General features: G+C 40.5%; 21 protein-coding genes and 1 pseudogene. 11 read left to right on the top strand and 11 right to left on the bottom strand.

Annotated elements, in window-relative coordinates; translation table 11 throughout:
* Nucleotides 1–60 precede the first annotated feature (60 nt).
* From atpH to L6494_RS20915, 7 genes are all read right to left on the bottom strand, one after another.
* The gene (gene atpH / locus L6494_RS20885) at nucleotides 61–612 is read right to left on the bottom strand and encodes an ATP synthase F1 subunit delta (protein ID WP_237989681.1); all 552 of its coding nucleotides are present in this window, start codon (nucleotides 610–612) and stop codon (nucleotides 61–63) included.
* Nucleotides 612–1,181: a F0F1 ATP synthase subunit B gene (locus L6494_RS20890; protein WP_237989682.1), complete on the bottom strand. Its 570-nt coding sequence runs from the start codon at nucleotides 1,179–1,181 to the stop codon at nucleotides 612–614. The genes atpH and L6494_RS20890 overlap by 1 nt, the downstream gene beginning before the upstream one ends.
* Before the next feature lie 194 nt (nucleotides 1,182–1,375).
* The gene (locus L6494_RS20895; protein ID WP_237989683.1) at nucleotides 1,376–1,804 is read right to left on the bottom strand and encodes a F0F1 ATP synthase subunit B'; all 429 of its coding nucleotides are present in this window, start codon (nucleotides 1,802–1,804) and stop codon (nucleotides 1,376–1,378) included.
* Between the two features lie 175 nt (nucleotides 1,805–1,979).
* Entirely contained in the window at nucleotides 1,980–2,225 is a 246-nt protein-coding gene (gene atpE / locus L6494_RS20900) for an ATP synthase F0 subunit C (RefSeq protein ID WP_015112744.1), read from the bottom strand.
* Between the two features lie 151 nt (nucleotides 2,226–2,376).
* Complete coding sequence (gene atpB, locus L6494_RS20905) at nucleotides 2,377–3,138, bottom strand: F0F1 ATP synthase subunit A (protein ID WP_190702112.1); 762 nt, start codon at nucleotides 3,136–3,138, stop codon at nucleotides 2,377–2,379.
* Nucleotides 3,139–3,198: 60 nt separating this feature from the next.
* Complete coding sequence (locus L6494_RS20910; protein ID WP_237989684.1) at nucleotides 3,199–3,684, bottom strand: ATP synthase subunit I; 486 nt, start codon at nucleotides 3,682–3,684, stop codon at nucleotides 3,199–3,201.
* A 545-nt stretch (nucleotides 3,685–4,229) separates the two neighbouring features.
* Nucleotides 4,230–5,411, bottom strand: a complete 1,182-nt coding sequence (locus L6494_RS20915; RefSeq protein WP_237989685.1) for a class I SAM-dependent methyltransferase — start codon at nucleotides 5,409–5,411, stop codon at nucleotides 4,230–4,232.
* Nucleotides 5,412–5,643: 232 nt separating this feature from the next.
* On the opposite strand from L6494_RS20915, the gene L6494_RS20920 reads away from it, so the two are divergent.
* Nucleotides 5,644–5,934, top strand: a complete 291-nt coding sequence (locus L6494_RS20920) for a hypothetical protein (protein ID WP_237989686.1) — start codon at nucleotides 5,644–5,646, stop codon at nucleotides 5,932–5,934.
* Nucleotides 5,931–6,386 carry an Imm30 family immunity protein gene (locus L6494_RS20925; protein WP_237989687.1) on the top strand — a complete coding sequence of 152 codons (456 nt, stop codon included), beginning with the start codon at nucleotides 5,931–5,933 and terminating at the stop codon, nucleotides 6,384–6,386. The genes L6494_RS20920 and L6494_RS20925 overlap by 4 nt, the downstream gene beginning before the upstream one ends.
* Before the next feature lie 296 nt (nucleotides 6,387–6,682).
* Here the strand turns inward: L6494_RS20925 and L6494_RS20930 are convergent, their stop codons facing one another.
* Entirely contained in the window at nucleotides 6,683–7,126 is a 444-nt protein-coding gene (locus tag L6494_RS20930; protein WP_237989688.1) for a type II toxin-antitoxin system VapC family toxin, read from the bottom strand.
* Nucleotides 7,126–7,611, bottom strand: coding sequence for a type II toxin-antitoxin system HicB family antitoxin (locus L6494_RS20935; RefSeq protein WP_237989689.1), 486 nt, complete (start codon nucleotides 7,609–7,611; stop codon nucleotides 7,126–7,128). Before L6494_RS20935 ends, L6494_RS20930 begins: the two co-directional genes overlap by 1 nt.
* 612 nt (nucleotides 7,612–8,223) lie before the next feature.
* Between L6494_RS20935 and L6494_RS20940 the strand changes: the two are divergent.
* From L6494_RS20940 to L6494_RS20955, 4 genes and pseudogenes are all read left to right on the top strand, one after another.
* Nucleotides 8,224–11,469 (top strand): annotated as a pseudogene (locus tag L6494_RS20940) (phycobilisome rod-core linker polypeptide); the annotation flags it as partial.
* Nucleotides 11,470–11,890: 421 nt separating this feature from the next.
* The gene (gene apcA, locus L6494_RS20945; RefSeq protein ID WP_237989690.1) at nucleotides 11,891–12,376 is read left to right on the top strand and encodes an allophycocyanin subunit alpha; all 486 of its coding nucleotides are present in this window, start codon (nucleotides 11,891–11,893) and stop codon (nucleotides 12,374–12,376) included.
* A 69-nt stretch (nucleotides 12,377–12,445) separates the two neighbouring features.
* The gene (apcB, locus tag L6494_RS20950) at nucleotides 12,446–12,931 is read left to right on the top strand and encodes an allophycocyanin subunit beta (protein ID WP_237989691.1); all 486 of its coding nucleotides are present in this window, start codon (nucleotides 12,446–12,448) and stop codon (nucleotides 12,929–12,931) included.
* A gap of 233 nt (nucleotides 12,932–13,164) precedes the next feature.
* Nucleotides 13,165–13,371: a phycobilisome linker polypeptide gene (locus L6494_RS20955; RefSeq protein ID WP_190702125.1), complete on the top strand. Its 207-nt coding sequence runs from the start codon at nucleotides 13,165–13,167 to the stop codon at nucleotides 13,369–13,371.
* Between the two features lie 92 nt (nucleotides 13,372–13,463).
* On the opposite strand, the gene L6494_RS20960 is transcribed toward L6494_RS20955, so the two are convergent.
* Entirely contained in the window at nucleotides 13,464–14,465 is a 1,002-nt protein-coding gene (locus L6494_RS20960) for a hypothetical protein (protein WP_237989692.1), read from the bottom strand.
* 475 nt (nucleotides 14,466–14,940) lie between these two features.
* Between L6494_RS20960 and L6494_RS20965 the strand changes: the two genes are divergently transcribed.
* The 5 genes from L6494_RS20965 to L6494_RS20985 all read left to right on the top strand — a co-directional run bounded on the left by L6494_RS20965 (nucleotide 14,941) and on the right by L6494_RS20985 (nucleotide 20,118).
* Complete coding sequence (locus L6494_RS20965; RefSeq protein ID WP_237989693.1) at nucleotides 14,941–15,711, top strand: class I SAM-dependent methyltransferase; 771 nt, start codon at nucleotides 14,941–14,943, stop codon at nucleotides 15,709–15,711.
* A 3-nt stretch (nucleotides 15,712–15,714) separates the two neighbouring features.
* Complete coding sequence (locus tag L6494_RS20970) at nucleotides 15,715–16,449, top strand: TenA family transcriptional regulator (protein WP_237989694.1); 735 nt, start codon at nucleotides 15,715–15,717, stop codon at nucleotides 16,447–16,449.
* A 369-nt stretch (nucleotides 16,450–16,818) separates the two neighbouring features.
* Nucleotides 16,819–17,370 carry a heme NO-binding domain-containing protein gene (locus tag L6494_RS20975; RefSeq protein ID WP_237989695.1) on the top strand — a complete coding sequence of 184 codons (552 nt, stop codon included), beginning with the start codon at nucleotides 16,819–16,821 and terminating at the stop codon, nucleotides 17,368–17,370.
* Between the two features lie 11 nt (nucleotides 17,371–17,381).
* Nucleotides 17,382–18,833 carry a sensor histidine kinase gene (locus L6494_RS20980; protein ID WP_237989696.1) on the top strand — a complete coding sequence of 484 codons (1,452 nt, stop codon included), beginning with the start codon at nucleotides 17,382–17,384 and terminating at the stop codon, nucleotides 18,831–18,833.
* A 118-nt stretch (nucleotides 18,834–18,951) separates the two neighbouring features.
* Nucleotides 18,952–20,118 (top strand): glycosyltransferase, encoded by a 1,167-nt coding sequence (locus tag L6494_RS20985; RefSeq protein WP_237989697.1) that lies wholly within the window; start codon nucleotides 18,952–18,954, stop codon nucleotides 20,116–20,118.
* On the opposite strand, the gene L6494_RS20990 is transcribed toward L6494_RS20985, so the two are convergent.
* On the bottom strand, nucleotides 20,082–21,278 hold the full coding sequence (locus tag L6494_RS20990) for a glycosyltransferase family 4 protein (RefSeq protein WP_237989698.1): 1,197 nt from the start codon (nucleotides 21,276–21,278) through the stop codon (nucleotides 20,082–20,084). The two genes, L6494_RS20985 and L6494_RS20990, sit on opposite strands and share 37 nt — an antisense overlap.
* Nucleotides 21,279–21,346 lie beyond the last annotated feature (68 nt).

Raw genomic sequence — 21,346 nt, forward strand, 5'->3', positions numbered from 1 at the left:
GAGTCAAGAGTTATGAGTTTTTCTCTCCTGCTCCCTCTATTCCTCTGCTTCTTCCTAGCCCTAGCTACCTAAGCGTAAAGACAGGCGACGTAGTTGACCTCGTAAACTGGAATCAATTACTTGTGATCCGACTTTGATGATCACACCACCAATTAAATCGCTGTCTACTTTTGTCACCAGTTCTACTTGACGAGCTTTAGTTAGAGCGATAACTTTTTGCTCAATTGCCTGTTGCTGTTCTGATGATAGGGGAACAGCAGAAATGACTTCCGCTAACACGGTTTGATTTAACTGCCGCAACAGTGATAGATACTGCTGTAGAATTTCCTCTAAGAAGAAAATGCGTCGTTTGTCTACTAGCAGTAACAAAAAGTTACGTAAGTACGGGTTAGCTTCTGTACCCAAAACTTGCGTGATAACCCCTTTTTTGGTGTCTGGCTTAATAAAGGGATTATCAACGAAATTCTTCAGTTGTTGAGAATCTTGCAACAGGCTGATTAAGATCCGAGCCTCGCTGCCGAAATCTTCTGCGAGATTTTTTGATTTTGCCAGGGACATCAAAGCCTGTGCATAAGGCTGGGCTATTTCAGCTGTTTCTACAGTGCTTTTCATTACCGTCCTCCCACCTGAGCGATGCTACGGTCAATGATGGCTTGTTGAACATCTTCAGCAATCCCAGACCGCAGTTGTGACTCAACTTTTTCTAATGCCAGGGCGGCTACTCGCTGCCGCAGTTCGGTCAACGCCCGCTCTCTTTCGGTGTTTAAATCAGCTGCTGCTGATTGTTGCAAGCGTTCCACGTCTTGCGCTGCCTTTGCCAATAGTGCTTCTTTAGTTGCTTGTGCGCTTTCTTCGGCTGCTTTGCGGATGCGTTCTGCCTCAGTCTGAGCTTGTGTCAACTGTTCTTGCGCTTGGGAAAGAGCAACTTGTGCCTCTTTTAAGCGTTTCTCTGCTTCCTGAATCGCGGTTTCAATGTTGGACTTGCGATCGCTCAGGATATTGCTTAAAACTTTACGTCCAAAGTAGAATAGTATGCCAATCAGAATCGCTAGGTTAATGATATTGGTTTCTAAGATGTCTAGGTTTAGACCGAAACCACCTTCTGCTGCGCCTTCTGCCAACTCAGATTGAGCAGCTTGCGCTTCTGCGGCAAGTAATAAGAAAGTGCCTGTGATACCCATTTACAAGTGCGCTGCTCGCTTGCTAATACATTGTATTTTTCCCAACAGAAATCAAGTTTTTAATTTCCCGAAGGTAAATCAAATTTCTTGTAATTTCCGCAGGAAAAGGTGTGTTTTTTTGACACTTAATAAAGCGATCTGGGAATCTTGCCCAGATACGCTTATGCTTTGACAGGGCTGGCAGTTTTAGCTGATTAAGCTACTGTAGTCCCTAATAATTTTTCGAGAATCTGCCTGCTAAGTCCGTCAACTTGTTGCTCTAAGGAAATCATAGCGGCTTGCTTTTGCTGCTCTATTTCAATTGCAGCTTTTTCTCTTTGCGCTTGAGCTTCCTGTTGTGCTTCGGCAATTTTCTGGGAAGTAATTTTTTTAGCGTCAGCTTGTGCTGCTTCTGCAACTACCATCGATTGCCTACGAGCATCTGCTAATTGCTGCTCATATTCCTGAGCTAAACGTTCAGCTTTCGCCAAACGTTCTTTAGCATCAAGGGTATTCGTTCGGATATAGTTATCACGATCGTCCAGTACCTTGGTCAGTGGCTTATAGAAAATTACATTTAGCAAGGCTGCCAACAGTAGGAACTGCAATGCCATAAAAGGCAAGGTAGCATCGAAATCAAACATTTCTCTCCTCTTGAGGTTGGAGTAGCAGTTTTCATGGCTAGCAATAACATCCAACCTTTGATATTTTAGAGACCCATAGCCAAGAAGGGTCAACTTACATCAAAAACTACCCAAAATTTTACCGTCTGTAGAAACGTGATAATTCACGTCTCTACACCCACAAAACTTTTAGGGTTTAAGCAAAGGGGTTAGCGAATAGCAATACGAGGGCAATAACCAGACCATAAATAGTCAGGGATTCCATGAATGCCAAGGTTAATAGCAGCGTACCGCGAATTTTTCCTTCTGCTTCGGGTTGACGAGCAATACCTTCTACTGCTTGACCAGCAGCGTTACCTTGACCAATACCAGGGCCGATTGCAGCCAAACCAATTGCTAGAGCAGCAGCCAGAACTGAAGCAGCAGAAACTAATGGATCCATGTTGATTTTCCTTGCTTTAAGTACAAAACTAACAAAAGTAGGTTAACTAGTTAAGACGTGTTTTTTCACGCTGCACCGAGTTCTCTGAAAATCGCTTTTGCGACGTTTTGAGCGTGGATGCTCGTTGGAACTGTGCTAACAACTGAGGGCGTTAATGCTCCTCATGCTCTTCTTCGCCGTGTCCTTCCATTGCCTCATGAATGTATGCCCCTGCTAGGGTAGCAAATACTAATGCTTGGATAGCACTGGTAAATAAACCCAAGGCCATTACAGGTAGAGGTATAAATAAAGGAACTAGCAGCACTAAAACCCCTACTACCAATTCATCCGCCAAGATGTTTCCGAAAAGCCGGAAGCTTAGGGATAGGGGCTTAGTAAAATCTTCGAGAATAGCGATCGGCAACAGAATCGGAGTTGGCTCTATATACTTCTTGAAGTAGCCTAAACCCCGTTTGCTGAAACCCGCATAAAAATATGCTAAGGAGGTCAGCAACGCCAATGCTACCGTCGTATTGATGTCGTTGGTGGGGGCTGCCAATTCACCCGATGGTAGCTTGATTAGCTTCCAAGGAATGAGTGCGCCCGACCAGTTCGATACGAAGATAAACAAGAACAATGTACCAATAAATGGTACCCAAGGGCGGTACTCTTTCTCACCGAGTTGGTTTTTAGCCAAATCCCGAATAAATTCTAGGGCGTATTCCATCAAATTTTGGATGCCACTAGGAATTTTTTGGGCGTTGCGAGTAGCGGCTAGTGAAGCTATTACTAAAATGCTAATCACAAACCACGACGTGAGGAAAACTTGCCCATGAATTTTTAGATTACCCAATTGCCAGTAGAAATGTTGACCCACTTCTAATTCGGCTAGGGGAAAAGAATTAAAGGCGTTTAAGACACTAAGCATTTGCATTCTTCAAGCGTTTTCCCCAAGGTGCGAGGATGGGTGTATTCTCTGTTGTGAGCCTGATTTTTAAGAATCAGGATTGAACGCAGTTTGCACCATGTAGACGAGGAGGGTGGCTTTGTAAGTGAGAAATCCCAAAAATATAGGCAAAATATGTAGATCGTGCCATTGAGTTGCTAGTATAATCAACCCAATAACCAGAGCAAAACGATTTTTGCTGAGACTATTTTTCTCACCACCGAGTCGCTCAACGTCTTTAGCTAGCATCTTTAAGTAAACCACACCTGTACACGCCCCTATTAAATAATTCAGGGCAGTGTTTAGGGAATAAAAAATCCACACAGAGATAAATATTATCCCACTCAAGACAAGTGTGATCACCAATAACTTCTGGTAGAGTTGATGAAACTCATCCATAGAAGTATTGACTGGTTCTGTTTCCTCAAAACCAGGTTGAGCATCTTGTGGTGTTGTCGGATTCGGTGCAATTGATTCTTCTGACAAGCTCACGGGACTTGAAACCAGTACAGCTAACTTATGATGACTGCACATTCAGTCAGCTGAATCATATCACGATCCGGTAACAATACTTTAGAAAAAAACAATTAACTTCTTTTGCTGGGGGGATGAATCGGGGTTAGTACAGCTTTACGTCAGATTGTTGTGAATTGAAAACGCAGAGGGGCGCGGAGGTAAGCGCAGAGGGGCGCGGAGGTAAGAAATGCTGTATTTGGAGATTAGGGGTTAAAGAAGAGAGATTTTTTCATGTGGGGTGGAATATTCTTGTGATTGGGGTGAATCAATATCCTCTCATTGAGTTTTTTGGAGTTTCCAGCTAGTGCTTTTTTTGGGGATGAAGTCAGGTTTGAGTAAATTCAGTCAGTGCTGCGGAGTGTTTTGTGGAGAAGCGACTGGTCGCTAAATACTTCGCTACTGCTGAGTTTCAGGAAGTTCTGACTTGTAGGGTTGTTCATCCCCAGTTTATAAGCATCTGCTGGGTACACTTCTACTTTACATGAGATTTAGCTCAAAGGGTTGTGGGCGATCGCCTCTGGTGGGCAAAAGGCGATCGCTATTTAAGCAAGCTGAAGGTATGATTAAGCTGGTGTTAATATCAACAACTGCTGTTGCATTAGGGTTCTCACTCCGTCTAACCCTAGTTGTATTTCTACCAAAATCTCTGCCACGGTGGAATTACCATCACACTTTTGTAGAAACTCAAACTCTGTTTCTGAGAAGTTAATAATTTGATAGTCGTAGTTAAACACGCACTTACTAGGAAATCCGTCAATACAAGGATTTAGTTCGGGAATTGCTGAAAGTAAGGCGTTATCGTTTGACCAGTCGGCTTTGGTAATGGGTGGACGACCGAGGAAAAATTCGTAGTGAGTTACTTCTGGGTCGAGTAATTCTATTAAACGGTAATTTTGGCGTTTACTCAATTCTTCTGCCCGTTCTATTAACTCTGGTGCTTTCCCCAAAAGTCTCTCTAAATTCCAAAAGCTAGGATTTGAGAAGCCAATAAACTCTAATCCCGACGCATCAATGAGTTCAAACAGGGTATCAATGTTGTAGTCAATCTCCTGGGGATGAACATACATATCAGCAAAGCATTCATCCCTTTGGTTTTCCATTGACCAGCGTTCTTTTTCCCGTTTGAGAAGCCGATTGTTTTCTGGGAGAGAAGCAAATATTTTTCGTCCGACGTGTACACCGTCAGGGTAATCGCCTCTTTTCTCATTTTGCAGGAGTGCGATCGCTTTTTGCATTAACCGAATTTCCCAACGTCCCAACTCCCCGTACACAAAAATGTGCATCAAACCACCAGGGGCTAACTTTTTCGCTAAGGCTTGTATCCCACGTATGGGGTCTGGTAAGTGATGTAATACACCAACGCAGTTAATTAAATCAAACTCACCTCGTAACTGTTCAACATCGTACAAACTCAGGTGATGAAATTCTACACGGTCAGCACCAGAACGTTGACAGCGTTCTTTTGCTACCTCTAAAGTCCCAGAACTCAGGTCAATTCCTACCACCTGTGCTTGGGGGTTGAGATGTACCAAATATTCCGTCCCCACACCTGAACCACAACCAGCATCTAAAATGCGGATATCTTGCTTTGGTGGTTTCCGTCCGGTACAAAAACTATAAGCTGCTAACCAATTCCATCGCCAATTGTAGCCAGGGGGTGGTTCATCTAGGATGGGTTCTGGCGGGAAAGGATACGTATCGTAGAGTTTGGCAACAGCATTACTAACAGTTTGGGGGTCGGACATGATGAGGAACAACGCAGCATTTCTGAGTTTAGCGGATAGGGGTAATTAGGACAAAGGTTATTATTCTCAGAAGATAGAAGATTTAAGACTATTACAAAGGAGCAGAAATATTACTCACAATCATTCTCAACTCATCTTGGGGGAAGGAAGTGTAGGGACTTATGGAGACTTGCTCAAAGCTGGACGCAGGGGTGATAACCTCACACCTCATCACATACCCTCAAATGCTTTCATGAAAGCCAAAGTCACAAGTTATACAACCAACAAAAGGATTGCCATGATGATGGAACATTTATCACCAGGAAAAGGAGGCCGTCATCGGCAAACAAACTCTTACGGCAAATCGCCTAATTTGAAATTGTCACCCAGAGAAGTATTAGCGAAAGAGATTCAGGATGTACGTTCTATTTATCTTCGGCAAGGTTTGTACAATAAAGATATCAGGTATAGCTTACAAACATTAATTAGAATGAATAAATTACAATGGAAAGATATTTTTGATAAAGAAAACATAAAATCATGAATCAAAACGATTTACTGACCATCTTAAAAAATAACTGCTTGATGCAAACAGAAGAACAAGTTGTCCAATTTGAAAATGCTTTAGCTGAACTAGCTGAAAATCCTGATGAGCAGTATTTATCTCAATACCATTTAATTTTGAATGATCAATGCGAACACCCAGAAGTTATGTTTGGATTAATCCATTTTCTTGAATCTTTTGAGGTTGAAAAACAAATTAAAGCATTAATTGAGGTTGTCCCTCAATTAATGATTACTGCACCTGAATGGACGAGAATTATTCATGACCGCATTCTCAATGATGAATCAGCCTGTCAACTTTACCAAAATCTTTTGCATTCAATCAACTTAGAAACACCACATTTTATCTATCATTTGTTAGAAGAAAGTGTTATTAATAAAATAGAATCAAAAGAAGAGTTATTAAGTATAAAAAGGGTGTCCTCAATTTAGGTAAGTAGGTGGAGGCTAAAAGAAACAACTGGATTAAGAAATCTAAATTGGTTAAAAACCTTATCTTTAAAATTTACGGCACTTTACATAAGTTTATATAGCTCAGTTTAATTGTGCCTACCTACCTACTTATCTTTTTTCAATCAATATTAAAATATTAGTGTCTCTTCTAGTGATATTCTTTTTAGTTTTATTCATCTTTGATATTAATTTTTAATATAAGCAAGAAATGATACGTAAAAAATAATAGATTAATTATATAAACTAGCTAAAAAATATAGTTATTTCTAATCTGTTCAAGATATAGTCCAATCTTCTAGGATTAACCCAGGGACATTTTCAAAATCTCTCCAGTTGCGGGTGACTACAATTCCATTTACAGATTTGGCGATCGCTGCAATACGTAAATCCTGTGTACCTATTCGTTTAAGCTTCTGAATAACCAAAGATTGATACATTTCGTAAGCACGATTATCAAAAGCCAATAATTGAATATTATTAAAAAAATTTATTTCATCTGCCAAGCCTTTGTAAGCCCATAGCAATTTGCTGTTTACTCTAAAAGCCTCATTATTGCTCTTGTTTATTTCATTCAACCATCCTTTCATTTTTTCCTCTAATGTAATTACAGTTACAGCTAAATTTTCGGGATTTTTTTTGCTTATACGCTTTGTTATGATTCTGTTTCCATTTTGGAGAAGTGATACGTGATCTGTATCTAAAATATACAATTGAGCCACTACAAATTATTCTCCGTATCATTTGTATTAACTGCTTGATTACGCTGCGTTAAATAAAATATTTTCATGATTTCATCTGCATTGTTGACTCCCATTTTTTCAAGCTCTTTATCAATTTCATTAATAAATTTTGCATGAGTTTCCTCCATTTTTGAATCAAGAGCATTCCGTTCTTCTTCTATATAAGCAATTACTTCATCAAAAAGAGGGTTATCCTTGTGCATTCCAGCAAATTTCAACCAAGGATTTTCTACAACTTCAGTTGCTGGAATTTCTACAGTTATAATTTTGGCAGTCTCTAAGCGACTTTGCAAACTTTGAATGAGGGTTTCTATCGCTGCTGTTTCTGTATTTCCTAAAGCTTGGCAATCTGGTAAACCTAGCAATGTTGCTTTAAATGTGCCATCTTCTTGGTTTTCAATTAAGACATCATAAGTTAACTTAGGTGCAGTATTGCTAGGAGAAGTTTTTACAACTAAATTCATGATATTTTAACCTGCAAATTCTTTATTGATTATAACTTTGCAGCAATCTACTTACTTTCTCAGCTTGAGTTCGTAGTGTATCCCTCCGGGGTGAATCCTACGGATACGCTACGCGCCAGCGTCTCGTAGGGAACGCAGGGAGAATTTTCGTCCTCGCAGTAGCACTAAAGTGCTTACTACAAACGTTTTTTTATTTACACGCTCTTACTTAGGCGGTGATTTTTTCATAATAATATTGTTTTTAGCGATCGCTCTGATGGTGTACGACTAGTCAGAATTTGACTTAATTTCTCACTAATCTCCATGAGAGAGCAAAGGCAAATTAGAACATTTTGGGAGATTTCGTTAAAAAAAGTAACAAAAATTAGATGTTGTCTCAGGAGAGAAAGAGTATGTACTTATTGATCTACAGGGATTAAGACGAAAAAATCTACATACTTCTTAATAATTCAACAGTGCAAACGCAAAACGTTCTAATCTAAAAGCTGACTGGGTTAATTTTACTGGCAGTTTTGTAAGCAGTAATCACAACGCATGAAAAGACCTATGTGTCAAGCCTCAAGCAACCCAGACTTAACACATAAATTATTATGATGGGAGTTTTACAAATCAATGAGTGTTAAGGCAAGTGGTGGAAGCTCAGTTGCGCGCCCGCAACTATATCAAACCTTGGCTGTAGCAACCATTTCCCAAGCAGAGCAACAAGACCGCTTTTTGGGTAATGGGGAACTAAAAGAACTAGCAACTTATTTTGCATCTGGTGCAAAGCGGTTAGAAATTGCCCAGACCCTCACAGACAATTCTGAGATTATCGTATCCCGCGCTGCTAACCGGATTTTTGTTGGTGGTTCGCCAATGGCTTTTTTAGAAAAGCCCAGAGAACAAGAACTAGCAATGGCTGGTGCTACTGTTGGTGGTGGAAATGTTGCAGAAGGAATGAAATTAGGGACTGTAACCTACGTGGAAACGCGTGGTGGGTTCTTAGAAAATTTGCGTTCCATATTTAACACATCTCCTAGTGGCCCAACCCCAGCAGGGTTTAGACCAATTAACGTTGCGCGTTACGGCCCCAGCAACATGGCCAAGAGCTTACGGGATTTATCCTGGTTCTTGCGCTATGCTACTTATGCGATCGTCGCTGGCGACCCCAATATCATTGCTGTGAATACCCGTGGTTTGCGGGAAATTATTGAAAATGCTTGTTCTGGGGAAGCGACTTTAGTAGCTTTGCAAGAAATTAGATCAGCATCGCTGTCTTACTTCCGCAAAGATCCTGAAGCCACAGAGATTGTGACTCAGTACATGGATGTGTTGTTGACAGAGTTCAAAGCCGCAACACCTTCTACTAAAGTGCGTCAACGTCCCTCTGGCGACCAACAAGGTTTACAACTACCTCAAATCTACTTCAACGCAGCTGAAAGAAGACCCAAGTTTGTCATGAAGACTGGGTTATCAACTAGCGAAAAAAATGAAGTCATCAAAGCAGCTTATCGGCAAATCTTTGAGCGCGATATTACCCGTGCTTACAGCTTGTCAATCTCTGACTTAGAATCCAAAGTGAAAAACGGCGACATCTCTATGAAAGAGTTTGTCCGCCGCTTGACGAAATCTCCTCTTTACCAAAAACAGTTTTACCAACCTTTTATTAACAGCCGCGTTATTGAACTAGCTTTCCGTCACATTTTGGGACGGGGGCCAAGTAGCCGTGAAGAAGTGCAAAAATACTTCTCGATTATTTCTAACGGCGGTCTATCAGCATTAGTAGATGCTTTGGTAGATTCTCAAGAGTACAGCGACTATTTTGGGGAAGAAACAGTACCTTACCTGCGTGGTCTGGGTCAAGAAGCACAAGAATGTCGTAACTGGGGGCCACAACAAGACCTGTTTAATTACAGTGCGCCTTTCCGCAAAGTACCTCAATTTATCACAACATTTGCGGCTTACGAACAGCCACTACCCGACCAGCATCCTTACGGTTCTGGTAACGACCCCTTGGAAATTCAGTTTGGGGCGATTTTCCCGAAAGAAACCCGCAACCCCAGCACCAGTCCTGCACCTTTTGGTAAGGATACAAGACGGATCTTGATTCACCAAGGCCCTGGGATTAATAACCAACTGAGCAACCCTGGTGCTAGAGGTGTCGCTCCTGGTACTCTGGGCGCGAAGGTGTTCAAGTTAGATCAATTGCCTGGCACAATTGGTAAAAAGGCTGCTAAAGGTGCAAGCGTTAAGTTCTCGGAAAGCTCTACCCAAGCAGTAATTAGAGCTACTTATCTGCAAGTTTTTGGACGCGACCTTTACGAAGGTCAACGGCTAAAAGTGCAAGAAATTAAGCTAGAAAACGGCGAAATTTCTCTACGGGAGTTTGTCCGCGCTTTGGCGAAGTCGGATATATTCCGCAAAATGTACTGGACATCGCTTTATGTTTGTAAAGCCATTGAGTACATTCACCGACGCTTGTTAGGTCGTCCTACCTACGGTCGTCAAGAAATTAACAAATACTTTGATATCGCCTCGAAGAAAGGCTTTTATGCTGTAGTTGATGCCATTCTGGACAGCGTAGAGTATAGTGAAGCCTTTGGAGAAGATACCGTTCCTTACGAACGCTATCTAACTCCTGCTGGTGTATCACAACGTCAATTGCGCGTTGGTAGTATTCGTGAAGATGTGGGTGCAAAAGTTGAAAAACAAGTCACACCACGCTTTGTAGAATTGGGTACAGTTGCGGAAAAACGCCCAGAACCAGATGTAGAAGTTCGCATCAACCAAGGTGTTACTAAGCAACGAGAACAAACTAAGGTCTTCAAACTAGTAGCAAATACTGTTGATAAAGTCGCAGTCAAAACTTTGATTAATGCGGCTTACCGCCAGATTTTTGAACGTGATATTGCACCTTACATTGTTAAAAACGAATTTACTGTTTTAGAAAGCAAGTTGGGTAACGGCGAAATCAGCGTTAAAGAATTTATTGAAGGTTTGGGTTACTCTAACCTCTACTTGAAGGAATTCTACACACCCTACCCCAACACCAAAGTAATTGAGTTGGGAACTAAGCACTTCCTAGGACGCGCACCGCTTGATCAGGCAGAAATCCGCAAGTATAACCAAATTTTGGCTACCCAAGGGATTCGCGCCTTTATTGCGGCGTTGATGAATAGTCAGGAGTATAGTGAGGTGTTTGGTGAAGATACCGTACCTTATCGTCGCTTCCCCACCTTACCTGCTGCGAACTTCCCCAATACTCAAAGACTGTACAACCAACTCACCAAGCAAAACGATGATTTGGTTGTACCTAGCTTTAAGACTGTAAAATCCCGCATTGACTCTGATAAGACACCAATTTTAGCAAAGGCGATCGCAGATTTAGCGGCTGAAGCCAAACGCTCCTTCGTGGAATTGGGTCGTTCCTCTAACGATGGCGGCGGACAATCTGTAGAAGTAGCTCGCCAACCCATTCGCATTCACCGTCTGACTGATGCTACAACCCAAGCACAGGTAGTCATCAACGCTATTTACTCTCAGGTAATGGATGTATATAGCAGTGAAGTTCCTGACTATTTACGTCTTGCTGACTTGGAAAGTAAACTCAGCAACGGTGAGATTTCCGTGCGCGAGTTTGTGCAAGAACTAGCTAGTTCTGATATCTATTGTCAACGTTTCTGTACGCCTTATCCCTCTGCTAAGGTCGTGGAACTTCTGTTCCGCCACCTGTTGGGACGTGCGCCAGCTAGCCAAGACGAAATTAGCCAATATAACAACCTATTGGCTGATGGCGGTTTGCGTGCTGCTGTAGAAGCGATTGTGAATAGCGCAGAATATAGCGGCTACTTTGGTGAAGATGTAGTTCCATACTCACGAGTGTCAGCATAACTATTTCGGTAGTGTGCAAGTTCGCTAGTTGCTCAGGGACTGGGGATTGAGGATTGGGGAGGGGGGAAATTTTTCCCCATACCTCACTCCTAATACCCAGCCCCTAATCTCGTATTGGCTTGTAATAACTGTGGCGATCGCGGCAAATCTGAAAATAAATGTTACAAACTGTTAAGAGTAGCAATAAATGCTCAACAGAATGCCGGAGAATATTTTGCGTAAGGTAGTTGAGTTTTCAAGCTTGTGTAGTTGTATTAACTCAAGCAACCTCGTAATCTAAAGACAGAAGCAGTTACTCATTTAACTGCTGTGTCTGTAGGATGAGAGTAAAAATCTCAGCCCGACCAACTTTAAAGTCGCACCAGTTTAATCAAATTCTGGTTTTATTTCGTACTGGAGGAATCCATTAATGAGTATCGTCACGAAGTCCATCGTGAATGCTGACGCAGAAGCCCGCTACCTCAGCCCTGGCGAACTAAGTCGGATCAAGAGCTTTGTTGCTGGTGGCGCACAACGCCTCCGCATCGCTCAAGTATTGACCGAAAACCGCGAGCGTATCGTTAAGCAAGCTGGCGACCAACTTTTCCAAAAGCGTCCTGATGTTGTTTCCCCTGGTGGTAACGCTTACGGTCAAGAAATGACAGCTACCTGTCTGCGTGACCTAGACTATTACCTCCGCCTCGTTACCTACGGAATCGTTGCTGGTGACGTTACCCCCATCGAAGAAATCGGTATCGTTGGTGTACGTGAAATGTACAAATCCCTCGGTACACCCATCGATGCAGTTGCTGGTGGTGTTGCCGCTATGAAGAGCGTAGCTGCTGGCTTGTTGTCTGCTGAAGACGCTGGCGAAGCTGGTGCTTACTTTGACTACGTTGTTGGTGCAATGCAGTAGTTGGAAACCGTTTCCAAAGCACGAAACTGAAATCTATTGCAATAAGGTTGGAAATAAGGAAATAACAACATGCAAGACGCAATTACCTCTGTAATTAACTCCTCTGACGTTCAAGGTAAGTACCTTGACACCTCAGCTTTAGAAAAACTCAAAGGCTACTTCGCTACTGGCGAACTACGTGTACGTGCTGCTACCACCATCAGCGCAAACGCAGCTGCGATCGTTAAAGAAGCTGTAGCTAAATCTTTGTTGTACTCTGATATCACCCGTCCCGGTGGTAATATGTACACCACCCGCCGCTACGCTGCTTGTATCCGTGACTTGGATTACTACCTACGCTACGCTACCTACGCTATGCTAGCTGGCGATCCTTCCATCTTGGATGAGCGCGTACTCAACGGTTTGAAAGAAACCTACAACTCCTTGGGTGTACCTGTTGGAGCTACCGTTCAAGCTATCCAAGCAATTAAAGAAGTAACTGCTAGCTTGGTTGGTCCTGACGCTGGTAAAGAAATGGGCGTTTACTTCGACTACATCTCCTCTGGCTTGAGCTAAGAGTTAGATTGCACTTAAGTCATTAGGTGCGCTTATATTAAGGTCTGGAAATCAACTGTGAGTGCTAGAACGTCTAGACGCTTATTTAACTAAATATGAGTTATGAGTGTTAGCTGTCTAGTATTGATGTTTGATTTCCAGCCTTTGAAAGATTAATTAGAAATCTGGGTAAAGTTCATCATCCCATTTTTGAAATAAAAAAGTTTTCATAATCACCACAGGAGAATCAAGATATGGCTCGCTTATTTAAAATTACAGCTTGCGTTCCCAGCCAAACCCGGATTCGTACCCAACGCGAACTACAAAACACCTACTTTACTAAGCTTGTTCCTTACGAAAATTGGTTCTCTGAACAACAACGGATTCAAAAAATGGGTGGCAAAATCGTTAAGGTGGAACTTGCCACTGGTAAACAAGGTTCTAATGCGGGTTTGCTGTAATTGCTATAGTTTTAAAATTTATTATAAGAAGAAGTTGTCAAAGAGGTCTAATTAGACCTCTTTATTTTTTCTTGCTGACAAAATCGTGAAAGTTAAAAGTCAAACATCTTTACAAGGCGATATCCTCTAGTATAAAGGGGGACAGGAGATACTAGATTGCGCTTCTCTTTCGCCTGCTCAACAGTTTCATCAAAGACAATCAGAGTTTCCTGACCAACCTTGAGCCAGTCTTCATAAGGTACACTCATATCTTCTTCAACACCACCAACATTGGGTGCAACCATCGCCCGATAAGCTTCATTAAATTGTCTGCGGAAGCGAAAATCAACGGAAATCCTCAACCCTTCAGATTTTCTTCTGACTGTCTGGTGCAAGCCACGAGCATCATTGAAATACATAGTACCATGCTGTAGTTTTGCTTCCTTGTAAGAGACAACCATCGGAATATCTCGACCTTCATCAAAGTCAGACATCACTCGCATCGCCTGTAGTTCCATTTCACGCGGCATTTCACCCGCTTCAATGGTGATATTATCAATGTCGCCAAATAGCGGTAAAACAACCACAGTAGCATCTGCTGGAACACCTGCCCACACGTCGCTATGGCACTTGGAACTAGTAAAAGGTAAACGCAGTTTCTCCGCATCAGTCTGTCCATAAACCATGCGTAGATTTACTGGTAAATCTACGGCATCAATGAGGTCATTAGCTCCCAGACTGTAAAAAGCTTCAGCCACACTCTTTTGAAACAAGTTAAAAGCTAGAGTATGTTCTTTCTTGGGCATTAACAGACCAGTACCAGTGTAGTTTGGTAAGTTTTTCCTAGCTTCCAACAGCCGTTGCAGCATTTCCGCTTCAGAAAGAATGATGGGACTATTTAGACAAGCTGAGATATAAGCTGCGGCCGCAAATTGGATTTGTTGGAATAATTCAGGCTGCAAGGTGTGTTCAAACAGCAGTCGGTAATCTCGCTTTGTTGCCATCTTATCAGCTAGCTCATCAAAGAGGCGATCGCCCATCTGAGAAAATGCGATCGCCTGTTCATATTCTGATTGAGCTTGTAACGACAATTCAGTTAACAGTTCTTGCATCATTATTTTTGCCAAATTAATTTTTTAAGTAAATAACTTATACATTTACAGCTAATTCGTTTTTTTTACGAATCTGCAATTACAAAGTATCAATTTTATGTGTTGTATAACTTCGGCAAATATACCGTTTTTCTAAGGGAATAATCTTGATACAAAAAGAGAATATTTAGCGGAAATTTTAATTCTCCATTAAGATATTTTTTTTAATTATTATTTGTAAAATTCATAATATTAGATGAAGTTAGCTACACAACTAAATAGATAAAACTTCATGAAGCAGCTTTAAATTATAGTTCTTTTTTTTAAAGAAAATAAATATTACAAGCGTCTGATAAATCTGATTTTTAGTTTTTAGATATAGGTTAATCAAAAATCAGTAATATCAACATGAATAATAAAATTACATCATGATAAAACATGAGTAGGTTTAAATCGAAAATTTTTATAAAAATTCTAAGTCAACCAAATATAGTCAAATATGAACATACTAAATAACCAAACCTCTACGAGAGACTTATACAATCAGACATCTGCTAATTGGGTGAGAGAAGAACCTATCTCTCTCTCAGACTTTACAGCCAGGCCTTTTGTACTAAAGCTTTGTGAACCATGTACTCAAATGCAGGTACTAGACCTTGGTTGTGGTGAAGGTTATTGCAGTAGAGAACTATCGCGACGTGGTGCTGCACAAGTTTATGGGATAGACATCTCTGAAGGGATGATTGAAGCAGCACGCTTGCAAGACAAAAAAAACCCCCTAGGGATTAAATACGAAGTCGGGTGTGCTACCAATCTCAAGCAGTTTGGTAATGGTGAAATAGACTTAGTTGTTGCTGTTTTTTTATTTAATTATTTGACAATTGCTCAAACCCAGGAATGTATGAGAGAAATTGCACGTATTCTTCGTCCCAATGGTCGATTTATATTTAGTGTTCCTCATCCATCCTTTCCCTATATGCGAGAAGCAACATATCCCTTCTATTTTCAAGTGGATGGTGCAGGTTACTTCAGCAAGCGAGATCAGCAGTTTCCTGGTCGTATTTGGAAACGAGATGGTTCTTGGCTAAATGTACAATTGATTCACAAGACGCTTGAAGATTATTTTAATTCCCTTAACATTGCAGGCTTTAATAAGATGCCAGTGATGAAAGAATTATGTGTTACTTCCGAGCATATTGCATTAGATAAATCCTTCTTTAGCCCTTTACTTGATCTGCCCCTTCATCTAGCTATACAAGTATCTAAATAAAACATGATGTCAACTTTAATAAAAAACTCCTTCCGCGAAATCACTGTTAATCATTCTCTATGGAAGCATGAGTTCTTAACTCGCTGTCGTACTGACAACTTGTGCCTTCAAGATGTACAGGTACTAGCTGTTCAAATGTACAAATTTTCTAAGGAATTCAACCGCATCTTAGCTAGTATTTTATCTTGTTGTCAAGATGAAGTTGCTCAGTTAGTTATCTTAGAAAACTTATTTGACGAAATGGGACAAGGAGATATAAATCAATCTCACCCAGAATTATTTCGTCGATTTACCCGCGCACTAGGTATTGATGATAAAACTCTAGCGACACTACCACCTGCACCGGAAACTTTGGCTTTAATAGAAACTTACTTGAGAATCCCACATCAGTATGGCTATTTAGCTGCATTGGGTGCAATTTGTTATGCGTCTGAAGGGATTGTTAGTTCTCTGTACACGCAACTATACACGGGAATTGTCGGATCTGCTCCTTTCCCTAAAGAATCGCTCATCTTTTTTGAAGTCCATATTGATGTAGATGATAGTCATGCAGCAAAACTAGCCGCAGTAATTGAACCTCATATCGTTGCCATGAGTGAGGAGGATATCAAGGTCAAGCTAGCTATTGTGGAAGCAATGGATGCTCGTGTTCAATTCTTCAATGGAATTCAGCGTCAAATCTCTAAATACTCTCAATATAATCTCTTTCCTGACTCCTTACTTCTTCTCAATACATAAATATAGATACATAAAAAGGGTGAAAATACTGATGCTAAAAAAGCAATTTGTAGCACTAGAATTTAGTCAGACCTGATACACCGATTAGTACATCAAAAATTATTACAAAGGGTAGTTAAATCAATTCGCAATTCGCAATTCGCAATGGACTAACGTCCCGCTCCGCTAACGCAATTACGTGTTGTAACGGGGATTTAAACTCCGCCACAATACTTGCGGCTTGATAGAAGACGGGGACTTAATCCCCTACACTTTTTTAAGGCTAAAGCTTTGTAATTTTTATTCAACGTGAACTGAAGCGCGAAGACGTTAATAGCTCTATGACAGCGTTAAGTATTAGTTAGCGATCGATTTTCGAGGAGAATTAATATGTATGGATTAGTGAATAAAGCGATTCAAGATATGGTATGCGGTCGCTTTGGTGAAAAGATATGGAAAGAAATTAAGCAGAAAGCTGAGGTAGATGTAGACGTTTTCATTAGTATGGAAGGCTACCCTGATGATCTCACCCACAGGCTAGTAAAAGCTGCTAGTGTGGTTCTCAATTTATCTCCATCAGAGATTATGCAAGCTTTTGGGGAATTCTGGGTGAAATACACATCAGAGGAAGGTTATGGGGAAATGATAGATATGAGTGGGGATAATCTACCTGAGTTTTTAGATAACCTGGATAATCTTCATGCTCGTGTAGGAGTCAGTTTTCCTAAACTAAAACCTCCATCATTTGAATGCACTGATACAGAAGAAGCTTCTCTAAAGCTACACTATCGCTCTACCAGAGAAGGACTAGCTCCTATGATTCTTGGTTTAGTTAAAGGATTAGGGACACGGTTTGATACAGAAGTGGATATTACTCAAACCCAGAGTCGGGATGATGGTGCTGAACATGATGAATTTTTAGTGAAATATAAACCACATTGAGCCATATATGAATGGTTACTCCTCACTTAAGCCTCTCACCAGAACTTTTTGCTCAAGCCTTTCCATTTCACTTTGCTTTTAACCAGAAACACGAAATTTTACAGGCTGGTGATGTTATAGCACGCATCAGTTCTGAACCACTAATTGGTAGTCATATTGGGCAAAATTTCCTGATTAATCGTCCTAACATTCCAGTTGATTTTGAACATATTCAGAAAAAGTCCCGTTCTCTTTTCATTTTAGAGTTTATTCATAATGGAATGATGCTTAAGGGACAAATGATGTATCAACAAGAGGAAGAGATAATATTTTTCTTAGGTTCTCCTTGGATTACTGACACAGCTAGTCTTGCTCCTCTTGAGCTTAAACTAAAAGATTTTGCAATTCACGATCCAATTGCTGATTTTCTCTTTCTATTACAAGCCAAGAATAGCTCTCTAGCTGATACTGAAAAGTTAATGGCAGAACTGACTCAGCAACGCGCACAATTACAGAGTACTCTGGAAATTAAGGACAATTTGACTCAAATTGCTCAAAGGCAATCTCAGGAATTAAAAAAATCTCTCCAAGAGCTACAACAAACTCAAGCCCAATTAATTCAAGCTGAGAAAATGTCTAGTTTAGGGCAGTTAGTTGCTGGGATAGCTCACGAAATTAATAATCCAGTTAATTTTATTTCTGGCAATTTAAAATATGTTAGTGAATATACCAATGACTTGATGCAGCTTGTGAAGCTTTATCAGAAGTTTCATAACAATCCTGATCCAGAAATTCAAGATTATATTGGATTAATTGATTTAGACTTCTTACTTAATGATTTACCTAAAATATTACATTCAATGCAAGTAGGAAGCAAACGTATCACAGAAATTGTCTTATCTCTCAGGAATTTTTCTCGTCTTGATGAAGCAGAGATCAAGAAGGTTGATATTCACGAAGGAATTGATAGTACATTATTAATTTTGCAGAGCAGGCTGAAAGAAAAACCTGAACATCCTAAAATAGAGATCATCAAAAATTATGGTAATTTACCTTTAATAGAGTGTTATCCTGGGCAACTCAATCAAGTATTTATGAATATTATTAGTAATGCAATTGATGCCTTACATATGTGCATAAACGAATGCTCTAGCACAGGAAAGGATGCTAGTTGCCGTCAAATTAAAATTACCACAGAACTCTCAGCAGAAAATTGTGTTGCTATCAGAATTGCGGATAATGGTTTAGGCATCACAGAAGCAGTTCAGGAGCGATTATTTGATCCATTTTTCACCACTAAGCCCGTAGGTAAGGGGACAGGATTGGGTTTATCAATCAGTTATCAGATTATCGTTGAAAAGCACAAGGGAAAGCTAAGTTGTTCATCAGAAGCTGGTAAAGGAACAGAGTTCTCTATTGAAATTCCCTTATTGATGAGTAGCCATATAGTTAATCAAGATAAATCACTGAGTTTTGTCAGATAAGTATTTTAATAATCAAGTTTTATTAGGGAAGCTAAAAGTTAATTTCTCAAAAATGGGTTGAAAAAATGTCTTACACTCAATATTGAGATTACCACTTAAGAAAGTGTTTGTCCCTAATATGAAGAGACTTTTAATAATTACAGAAAGATTTACACCAGATTTGGGAGGCTTGGCTAGTAGTGCTACGCGACTAGTGACAACACTGTGTCAACTGGGTATAGAAGTTGATGTTGTTACCTGGAGTCGTTACTTACAGCCGGGGGAAGTTTTACCACCGGAATCTTTAGAAATTAAGCCTCGTGTTTATCGCATAGGGTTATATCGGCATTGGGATATGACTATGCCGCATACATTAAATTTCTTAGAATGGCTGCATCAAACTCGTGGTTATGATGCTGTATGGGGTCATTATCTTTTTCCTAGTGGTTTTATTGCCACTTGGTTTGCCAGACTTCAGGGAATAGTCAGCACTGTGAGTGCGCGGGGTAATGATGTTGACAGAGAAATGTTTCCACCGGGAGATTTTGCGCGTTTGCAGTGGACGTTGCAAAATACTAATGTAATTACTGCTGTCAGTGCTGATATGGCGAGGAAGATTCAGCTATTGAGTGGGCGTGATGATGTGTTGGTGTTGAAAAATACTGTTGATACAGAAATATTTTCTCCCTGGAATGAGGGGTTTATTGAGGATAATCTGCGGAATAGTTTGGGAATTGCCCCTGATGAAGTCGTACTGGGATTTTGTGGGGAACTGCGGGAAAAGAAAGGGCAGAAGTTTTTATTGAATGCTTTAACTACGGTTCGCCAACAACGTCCAGCTTGTCTACTAATTATTGGTGAAGTTAGGGCTTCTCAAGAATCTGTATTGCAATTGTATGCCAGCCATCAGCCAGAAGATGCCCAACGAGTGATAGTGACGGGACATTTATCTCACCCTGAAAAAGTAGCGGCTTATCTGCGGTTATGTGATGTATATCTTCAGCCTTCACTGTGGGAGGGAATGCCTAATGCACTGTTAGAGGCTATGGCTTGTGGTTGTTGTTGTATTGCTAGTGATGCAGGTGGGATTCCAGAAATTATCTCGCACGGTGAAAACGGGTTTTTACTGTCTCGTTCTCAGTTACACAAGTTGGGTAAGGCTGTGCTGGAATGTTTGGGGATAACCTTAGAGGAAAAAAATCGAGTTAAGCAAACAGCACGCGATCGCATCTTAACTACCCATTCTATCACTCAAGAAAAACAGCAACTTCAAACGGTGATTGACCGCTTAATGCCTAATTCTTGATAGGCTTTCACTAAAGCATTTCCAGCCTGTTGCCAAGTATAGTAATTTTCAATTCGCTGGCGGGCGTTGGCTGCTAGTTGCGTGGCTAATTCTCTCTCATCATGTAACCGTAATGCCCCATCTTTAATCGCCTTAGCTGAACCTGGCTTGACTAATAAAAAATCAACCCCATCTTCTCCTAACTCCCGTACTACGGGCAAATCACTGGCAATTACAGGCGTTCCCGTTGCCATACCTTCTAAAATCTTTAGGGGACAGCAACCTTGAACTAAATTGCGATCGTTGGCGGTGAGAGGAGATAAAATCATATCTGAGTCATGGATTTTTGTCACCAAATCTTTTTGTGATATTGGTTCTAGGATAGTTAATTTATCCCCTACACCTAACTTTGATGCTAGCTGTCTTAAAGCTTTAATTTGATATTCTCTGGCTTGTCCAATTACAGTTAAATAAGCAGGAATATCTCGATTTATTAGCCCTAAAGCCTCAATAGCTAAATTCACACCTTGCCAGGAAGAAAGTGTCCCAAAATATAACATCTGCAAGGGTAGATAATTCACATTTTGCGCTAAACGATAGGTAAAGACATCTAAATTTACACCATTGGGAATTACCCGGATTTTATCTGTTGGGATGTGCCTCTGTTGTTGTAAATATTTAGCTGTGACTGCGCTAGGAGTGACGATTAAATCTGCTGCTGATAAGCAAATTTGCTCTTGAGAATACAACTTATGTAAAAGTTCTTTATCCTCCACTACTCCAGGATATCGATATTTTAACTCTATAGAAGGTAAGCCATTCACTTCAAAGATTAATTTATCGCAATATTGATTTTTGTTAATTGCAATAACCAAACCTTCGTAAATTGAACGAATATGAATAGTATCAAATCTCTTTCCTTGCAACCATACTCTTAATATCCGACGAAAGTATAAAATTCGCTGAATTAAATTCTCACCCAAAGCTGGCAACATTGTTTGCATAATTTGTGGATGAATTTGGACGGAGTTTATCAACTCTGTTGTCGGGGAAACTGTTAATAAATCTATATGATTGAAAGCTGCTGCTAAGGCTACAGAAAAAGCCTCAATATGGATAGCAGCCCCCTTTGGTGCGGGTACAGTATCAAAGGAAATGTAAGCTATTTTTGCTTTATTCATAAATGTTTAATCTCGTTGACACGAAACTTTCCGTTTGCTATACTGGCGACGATTTATATTAGTTTTGT

It is taken from the genome of Nostoc sp. UHCC 0870 (assembly GCF_022063185.1).
Lineage (GTDB): Bacteria > Cyanobacteriota > Cyanobacteriia > Cyanobacteriales > Nostocaceae > Trichormus.